The following is a 7,738-nucleotide window of genomic DNA, read 5'->3' as shown; positions in this document are numbered from 1 at the left end:
GGGCGGGGCCCGGGGGGGCGCCCGGTGGGGGGGCGGGGACGCGTGGCGCGTGGGCGTTGGGCGGGGGTCGGGGGGGTGGGTGGGCGGCTCCGCCCCCCCCCTTCAGCTCACTTGCGCAGCGTGACCTCGATGCCGATACCGGGTGTGGTGATCTCGCAGGTCTTGAACGCGCTTTGGGCGACCATCAGACGGAACCGCTCCGGCGAATAGGCCCGGCGGCGCAGCATGCCGCCCAGCGTCAGCCGCGTGGTGAACCCGGCGACCCGCCCGATGTCCATGTTCTCGACCTCACGGGCAATGTCCTCGTCCGTGGCCTCGTAGTTCAGGTCCTGGACGACCGCGACCCCGCCCTGCCGCAATACCCGGTGCATCTCGTCGAGCGCGTCGACCGGGCGCGTGAAGTTCTTGAACGCCGCCTGGCAGACGACGAAGTCGAACGACTCCGCCTCGAACGGCATCGCCGCGACGTCACCCTGCCGGAAGTCGACGCGCAGCCGCTCCTTCGCCGCGTGCTCGTTCGCCAGCTCGACGAACGTGCGCGCGACGTCCAGCCCGGTGACCGAAAAGCCGAGCCGCGCCAGTTCGACGGCGAAATAGCCGGGCCCGAAAGCCACTTCGAGGATGTCGGCGCCGTCCGGCAGATCCGCGGTCATCTCCGCCGCCTGTTTCCGCCACATCGCGAGCTGTGCCTCGGTGCCACGTTGCCTCGCGTACATCCGCGCCACCGTGCCGCCCATCTCGGGGACGAGCTTGCGGCGTTCGCGGGTGATTTCCTGGTTCTTCATGGGTTTCTCCGGTTTCGGTTCGTGTGTTTCGTCCGAACCGGCCCACGACAAGGCTCCCGGTTATCCTGACGCTGCCACCTCGTGGCCGGGATCCGTGCACGGGTTCGGTTCGAGGTTCCAGACCCCGGCGTGGTGTGCCAGCACCCGCCGGGGTCGCCCCCTTCTCAGGCCTGTGTGCTCCCCCTCTCCGCCAGTTCGCTCATGTCGTCCGGGATTTCGCCGGTCTTGAACCAGTGCCGCCACGCTTCGACACCCGGCATTTCCCCGGAAGCCAGCTCGGCCACGAACGAGCGCACCCAGTTCAGCTCCGCCGAGCGCATGGCCAGGTCGTATTCGGCCTCGGCCAGCAGCAGCCGCGGAATCTCCTCGGCCACCCGCGCCAGCGTTTCCCGCTGCTCGATGATCTCGGCGGCCAGCAGGTCGGCCCGGCGGCCCAGCAACGCGACGACCTCGTCCGGGCCGAGCACCGCCATCACCGACAGCCCCGCCTCGAACCGCGGTTGCTCCCGCTCGGGCGTCGAAAGCAGCTCACGGACCCAGTCCTCGTACTCGGCGCGTCCCGCCGGGGTCAGCCGATAGACCGTCCGCTCCGGGCGCCCGCCTTCGCGCACGCTCTCCACCGCCGCGACGAACCCGTGCTTCTCCAGGTTGCCGACCACGGTGTACAGCGAGCCCCATTTGATGTTCATATCGCGCTCCTTGTTGCGTTCCCGCAGCAAGGAGGCGATCTCGTAGGGATGCATCGGCCGCTCGACCAGCGTCGACAGCACGGCGAGGCCCAGCAGGTTGCCGACCTTGCGCCGCTTCGCCATCACTTGATCCTTAGCTCGTGAACGAGTACTCGCCTACGAGTATGCGGAGATACCTCAGCCTCGTCAAGTATCTCACAAACTAAGAGATCAGAGGTCGAGTGCGAACGGGACTTCGGTCTGCGCGCGGGTGCTCATCCACTCGCGCAGCGCGTAGGTCGCGCGGACGTCGTCCTCGTTGTACTGGAGCAACCGCTCGCGCTGGACGTCGTCCGGCACGCCGCCGTCCATCCCGACCGCGTCGCGGTACCAGCGCATCGACGCCTCGCCGCCCGCCTCCGGATCCCGCCAGGCGAACCCGGCGACCGGCGCGATCACCTTCAGCCCCTTGCCGTGCGAGCACAGGAACTGGTCGGTGACGCTGCGGAAGAGATCCACCCACTCCTCGGAGTCCACAAAGGACTCGATCTCCTTGCGGGACGGGATGCCGGGGTGATCGCCGAAGCGCTCCACCGAGCCGAAAAGCCAGCGGTTCTCGGCGAGCGCGTTGTAGCAGTAGGCGCGGAAGGTCAGCCCTGCCGCCGCCGTGCGCTCGCGAACATCGCTCAACCACGCCCAGAACTCGGCGAACGAGCGGGCCTCGTCGTGCGTCGGCAACGGATCCCAGGTCGCGAACGCCTGATATCCCCGCGGCAGCCCGATGTCGGCGCCGGTGAGCAGCGAGCCCCACAGGTACGCGCCGGAATCGCCGAAGCTCTCCATGTCGACGTCGACCTCGACGTCCGCGCGCGGCACCTCGACGACGTCGACCCGGCGAACCATGGTGAGGTCGGCGAGCCAGGCGCGGGCGAGCATGATCGCGTCGGCGAAGGACCCGCCCGTCCAGTTCATCGGCGGCGGCTCGTCGGCGGGGTCCAGCGCGGCCAGCTTGTCCACTGTGGACACGCCGGACCGGCGCAGCTCCATCGCGTCCTCGCCGCGCACCACGAGACTCACGTCCCTGGTCTCGGTGAGCACCACCTCGCAGGTGGACCACCACGGGCAGCGGCGGCATTCGAGGATCCGGGACGGGCTCGCCAGCGGCTCGTCGCCGTTCGCGGCGGCGGTCGCCACGGCGACCCGGTCGGCGAAGCGGCTCTGGTACTCGGCGAGCGCGCTGCGCCCGCCCGGCCAGGTGCCCGCGGTGAGGTCGTGCCAGACGACGACGTCCGCGTCGAGGCCGATCACCCCGCCGACCGCCCGCGAGTCGGCGTGTCCCAGCGACTGGAGCATGCGGTGCAGATGCGCGAGCTTCAGCTGATCGCGCGGCTGCGAGCGCACCTTGCGCTGCTCGTCCGCCGCGCGGTGCGCCGGGTCGAGATCGGTCACCGGGGTCGTCTGCGCTCCCGTGCCGCGGTCGGTGATGCGGTGGCGCACCACGAGAACCGGCACGTAGCCCTGTCCGGTGTGGACAAGAAGATCGACGCCGCCGCGCCGGTGGGCCGCGGGGTCGACCGGGAACAACGCGCCCCAGATGTGGCCGACGCCCTCGGCGAGCGCGGCTTCGGTGCGCTGCACACGTTCGGCCGCGGGCAGGTCACGCGGGATCGTCGCCCAGGTCGCATCCGGCCCGGTCGCGGCCATGAGCCGCCGCAGGATCTCCTCGCGGTGCGCCGTGGCGTCGGCGATCCGCTGTTGTGCCGTCGGGTCCGGCGGGGGCAGCGGAACGCCGCGCATCGCCGGGTCGTGCTCGAGGTGCACGCGACGACGGCAGCGGCTGACCGCCCCCGCGTCGAGCACCACCTCACGTTCCATGCCGATCACTTTAGAAGCACTCCCGCCGGCCGACATGCCCGCCACCTCGGGGACCAGTAAGTTCGACGTCGACACGTCGCGGAGGTGGGCTATGGCGCGTAAGGCCAAGCAGGTCGATGGTGAGGCACGGATCACGCCGAAGAAGGCGAAGAACGCCATCGCGGTAGCCAAGGTGATCGGCCCCGCCGTGATCCCGGTGGTCGCGCCCTACGCCGTCCGCGCCGCTGGGGCCGCGCGCGAGCTGTACGACCGCTACCAGGCACGGAAGCTGGGGGTGAGCGTCGACCAGCTCGGCGAGTACACCGGCCGCGGCGCCGCGCTGCACGCCAGGATCGCCGGACTGGCGCAGGGTTTGGCGGAACTGCGGAAGTCGTCGAAAGCATCGGAGGCCGACCTGTCCTTCGCCGCCGACGCGCAGGGAACGCTGGAGCAGCTCTCGGCCACCGTCCGCGCCGCGGAACGCATGCCCACCTCGCGGCGCAAGCCCGCCCACCGCGCCGTCGCCGGGGAACTCGACCGGCTCGAAGGCCAGCTCCTGCACCGCCTCGGCCTCTGACACGAAGGCCCCCTTCACAGCACTGAGCGCTGTGAAGGGGGCCTTCACGGACCTTCGGGCTACTTGATGAAGCCCTTCGAGACCATCCAGTTGTAGGCGACCTTGCCCGCGTCGAGGCCGTCGACGTCGACCTGCTTGCACAGCTCGATCATCTGCTTGTTGTCGATCGCCGCGGCCACCTTCTCCAGCGGTCCTCGGATCTCCGGATGCGCGTCCAGGAACGACTTCCGCAGCGTCGGAACGGCGTTGTACTGCGGGAACGCCTTCTTGTCGTCCTCGAGCACCCGCAGGTGCAGACCGGCGATCCGGCCGTCGGTCGTGAAGATCTCACCGATGTTGCAGGTGCCGTTCGAGATCGCCGAGTAGATCGTCCCGATGCCGAAGTTCTTCACCTGCGGATTCTGGAATCCGTACGCCTTGAGCGCCGCCGGCCAGCCGTCCTGGCGGCTGGTGAACTCGGTCTCCAGGCAGAACACGCCCTGATCCGGCTGTTTCTTGAGGAACGCCGCCAGATCGGACGTCGTCTTCAGGTTGTTCTTCTCGCCGTAGGCCTCGGTGACCGCGAACCCGTACTGGTCGTTGAGCGGCGAGTAGTTCAGCCACGCGACGCCGTACTTCTGCTCGTCGGCCGCCTTCGTCGCCTCGTACTGCGCCTTCTCGCCGCCCGGCACCGGCAGCTCGTTGCCCTGGTAGTTGATCCACCCGGTGCCGGTGTACTCCCACGTGACGTCGGTCTGGCCGTTGAGCAGTGCCTGCCGCGAGGAGTTCGAGCCCTTGATGTCGGTCAGGTCGATGACGTCCGCGCCCGCGGCGGAAAGCGCCATCTCCGCCATGTAGCCCAGGATGATGTTCTCGGTGAAGTCCTTCGACCCCACCGTCACCTTGAGCCCTTCGAGCGACGGGATCGGCTGGATCGACCCGGGGTGGATCGTGTACGGCACGCCCGTGTTGACGTCGAGCCCGCACCCGGCCAGCGACCCCGAAAGCAGCACCGCCCCGGCCAGCGCCGCGACCCTGCGCGTAAACCGCCGCATCAGCGAAGTCCCTTCGGTCCGAAGTACTGCTCGGCGACCGCGCCCAGCCAGTCCACCAGCAGCGCCAGCGCGACGGCCAGCACTGAGCCGGTGATCAGCACCTTCGTCAGGTTGAGCTTGTAGCCGGTGTCGATCAGCAGACCGAAGCCGCCGGCGTTGACGAACATGCCGAACGTCGCCGTCCCGACCGCCAACACCAGTGAAGTGCGCAGACCGGCCAGGATGAGCGGGATGGCCAACGGCATCTCGACCCGCCACAGCACGCCGGAGGCCGACATCCCGATGCCGCGCCCGGCGTCGATCAGCGCCGGATCGACCTGCTGCAGGCCGACCAGGGTGTTTCGCAGCACCGGCAACAGCGAGTAGAACGCCAGCGGCAGCGAAGCGACCCAGATCCCGCCGACCGCGCCGGTGACGATGAACCACAGCACCAGCACGCCGAGCGCGGGCGCGGCCTGCCCGATGTTCGCGATCGCCAGGAACACCGGCGCCGCCCACCGCGCCCACGGCCTGCTGACCAGGATGCCCAGCGGTACCGCCACGACGAGCACGATCGCGGTGACCACCAGGGTCATCAGCACGTGGTCCTTCAACGCGGTGAGCAGCGACGTCGTGTTCAACGTCGCCTTCTCCGTCGCGGTCAGCCCGCTGGAGAACACCCAGATCAGCACAGCCGCGACGATCACGAGCACGACGACGGGCTGCGCGAACAGCCGGACGCGCTCCGCGCCACGCGAACTGGATTCGGTCGTGAAACCGGTGTCGACGGCGGCCGTCATGCGGGTGCGCCTTCCGACTCGTCGGCTTCGTGATCGTCCGCGTGGTCGTCACGCAGCTGCTGGATCGTCGAGATCACCGTCTCCAGGTGAATCGTCCCGGCGTACTCGCCGCGGGAGCCGGTGACCGGCACCGCGCCGCCCTCGGCGAGCATCGCTTCGAGCGCGTCCTGCAACGTCGACTGCAGGCTGACGACGTCACGCAGCGGACGTCCCGCCGTTTCCAGCGACGTCGCCGAGGTGAGTTCCCGGAGGTGCACCCAGCGCGCGGGACGCCGCCGGGCATCGAGTACGAGGACGAAGTGCTTCCGTTGTGCGGCAAGCTTTTCCCGCACCGCCGCCGGGGACTCGTCGATCCCGGCGGTGAGCGCTTCCTGCTTCAGTTCCACGTCACGGACACGCATCAGCGTGAGCTGCTTGAGCGACGCGCCCGCGCCGACGAACCCGGCGACCGTGTCGTTGGCCGGGTTGGCGAGGATCGCCTCCGGGGTGTCGTACTGCAGGATCGACGACTTGTTGCCGAGCACCGCGATCTTGTCGCCGAGCTTGACCGCCTCGTCGAAGTCGTGCGTGACGAACACGATCGTCTTCTTCAGCTCGGTCTGCAGGCGCAGCAACTCGTCCTGCAGGTTGCCGCGGGTGATCGGGTCGACCGCGCCGAACGGCTCGTCCATCAACAGCACCGGCGGGTCCGCGGCGAGTGCCCGTGCCACGCCGACGCGCTGCTGCTGACCGCCGGAGAGCTGACGCGGGAAACGGTCGCGGAAGTCGCGGGGGTCAAGGCCGACCAGGTCCATCATCTCCTCGACCCGGTCGTTGACCTTCTTCTTGTCCCAGCCCAGCAGCCCGGGCACCACGCCGATGTTCTGCGCGACGGTGAAGTGCGGGAACAACCCCGCCTGCTGGATCGCGTAGCCGATCCCGCGGCGCAGCTTGTCGACGTCGAACTTCAGCGCGTCCTCACCGCCGACGGTGATCCGCCCGGACGTCGGCTCGATCAGCCGGTTGATCATCCGCATCGTGGTCGTCTTGCCGCACCCGGACGGGCCGACGAAGACGACGATCTTGCCGGCGGGCACGACCATCGAGAAGTCGTCGACGGCGGGTTCGCGCGTGCCGGAGTAGCGCTTGGTGACGTGTTCCAGCTCGATCTCGACGCCGGAAACCTGCTCGTGCTCAGCCACGGACACCCCTAGAAACGGTGAAACGGTTGATCAGGACGTAGATGCCGTCGAGGACGAGGGCGAGGATGACGACCCCGATCGTCCCGGTCAGCGCCTGGTTGAGTGAGTTGGTGCTCCCCGCGTTGGTCAGGCCGGAGAACACCTCGCCGCCGAGGCCCGGCCCCTTCGCGTAGGCCGCGATGACCGCGATGCCCATCAGCATCTGCGTCGCGACTCGCATGCCGGCGAGGATCGCGGGCCAGGCCAGCCGCAGCTCGACCCGGGTCAGCACGCCGACGCGGCTCATCCCGATACCGCGGGCCGCGTCGGCGACCGCCGGGTCGACGCCGTCGAGGCCGACGATGGTGTTCCGGACGATCGGCAGGAGCGCGTAGAGGACGAGCGCGATGACCGTCGTGGTCGATCCCAGACCGGACAGCGGGATCAGCAGACCCAGCAACGCGAAGGACGGCACCGTGAGGATCGTGCTGGCCAGCGCCGTGGCCACGGCCGAGCCGACCGGGCTGCGGTAGACCGCGACACCGATCAGCACGCCGAGGACCGCCGCCAGGATCGTGCACTGCACCACCACGCTGACGTGCAGGAGCGCTTCCAGATAAAGCTTGTCCCACCGGTCCGAGATGTACTCGAAGAGATTCATCCGTGTCTGTTCTCCTGCCGCGTGTGGAGGATCGCCGTCACTCGTTCGGAGTAACCGTCTGATCGGCAGTGTCACTACCCGGAACAGACTCGGCTCAAACCCCCTTGACCGCTGTCGGTAAAACACCGTTCCCCATCGCCCCGGGTTCGGCAACCGACGCCGCCGTCGTGTCAAGCCGCCTTAACCCGATCGAAATCGGCTGACCTGCCCAAACCCGCTG

General features: G+C 68.9%; 8 protein-coding genes. 1 reads left to right on the top strand and 7 read right to left on the bottom strand.

The window, feature by feature from the left end; all coding sequences use genetic code 11:
- Nucleotides 1–107: 107 nt before the first annotated feature.
- The 3 genes from ACFWY9_RS19905 to ACFWY9_RS19895 form a co-directional block, all read right to left on the bottom strand.
- Complete coding sequence (locus ACFWY9_RS19905) at nucleotides 108–785, bottom strand: class I SAM-dependent methyltransferase (protein ID WP_378325956.1); 678 nt, start codon at nucleotides 783–785, stop codon at nucleotides 108–110.
- A 164-nt stretch (nucleotides 786–949) separates the two neighbouring features.
- Nucleotides 950–1,597 carry a helix-turn-helix transcriptional regulator gene (locus ACFWY9_RS19900; RefSeq protein WP_378339489.1) on the bottom strand — a complete coding sequence of 216 codons (648 nt, stop codon included), beginning with the start codon at nucleotides 1,595–1,597 and terminating at the stop codon, nucleotides 950–952.
- A gap of 87 nt (nucleotides 1,598–1,684) precedes the next feature.
- Nucleotides 1,685–3,328 (bottom strand): TM0106 family RecB-like putative nuclease, encoded by a 1,644-nt coding sequence (locus ACFWY9_RS19895; protein ID WP_378339488.1) that lies wholly within the window; start codon nucleotides 3,326–3,328, stop codon nucleotides 1,685–1,687.
- 91 nt (nucleotides 3,329–3,419) lie between these two features.
- On the opposite strand from ACFWY9_RS19895, the gene ACFWY9_RS19890 reads away from it, so the two are divergent.
- Complete coding sequence (locus ACFWY9_RS19890; protein ID WP_378325959.1) at nucleotides 3,420–3,884, top strand: DUF6474 family protein; 465 nt, start codon at nucleotides 3,420–3,422, stop codon at nucleotides 3,882–3,884.
- Between the two features lie 59 nt (nucleotides 3,885–3,943).
- On the opposite strand, the gene ACFWY9_RS19885 is transcribed toward ACFWY9_RS19890, so the two are convergent.
- From ACFWY9_RS19885 to ACFWY9_RS19870, 4 genes are read right to left on the bottom strand one after another with little or no spacing between them, the layout of a single operon-like run.
- Nucleotides 3,944–4,918: a glycine betaine ABC transporter substrate-binding protein gene (locus ACFWY9_RS19885; RefSeq protein ID WP_378339487.1), complete on the bottom strand. Its 975-nt coding sequence runs from the start codon at nucleotides 4,916–4,918 to the stop codon at nucleotides 3,944–3,946.
- Nucleotides 4,918–5,697, bottom strand: coding sequence for an ABC transporter permease (locus ACFWY9_RS19880; protein WP_378339486.1), 780 nt, complete (start codon nucleotides 5,695–5,697; stop codon nucleotides 4,918–4,920). Before ACFWY9_RS19880 ends, ACFWY9_RS19885 begins: the two co-directional genes overlap by 1 nt.
- Nucleotides 5,694–6,884, bottom strand: a complete 1,191-nt coding sequence (locus tag ACFWY9_RS19875; protein ID WP_378325962.1) for an ABC transporter ATP-binding protein — start codon at nucleotides 6,882–6,884, stop codon at nucleotides 5,694–5,696. Before ACFWY9_RS19875 ends, ACFWY9_RS19880 begins: the two co-directional genes overlap by 4 nt.
- Nucleotides 6,871–7,518, bottom strand: coding sequence for an ABC transporter permease (locus ACFWY9_RS19870; RefSeq protein ID WP_378325963.1), 648 nt, complete (start codon nucleotides 7,516–7,518; stop codon nucleotides 6,871–6,873). Before ACFWY9_RS19870 ends, ACFWY9_RS19875 begins: the two co-directional genes overlap by 14 nt.
- Nucleotides 7,519–7,738 lie beyond the last annotated feature (220 nt).

This window comes from Amycolatopsis sp. NPDC059027 (genome assembly GCF_042739735.1).
Lineage (GTDB): Bacteria > Actinomycetota > Actinomycetes > Mycobacteriales > Pseudonocardiaceae > Amycolatopsis.
The sequence above is the reverse complement of the archived record's forward strand: the minus strand, read 5'-3'. Positions and strand labels throughout refer to the sequence as shown.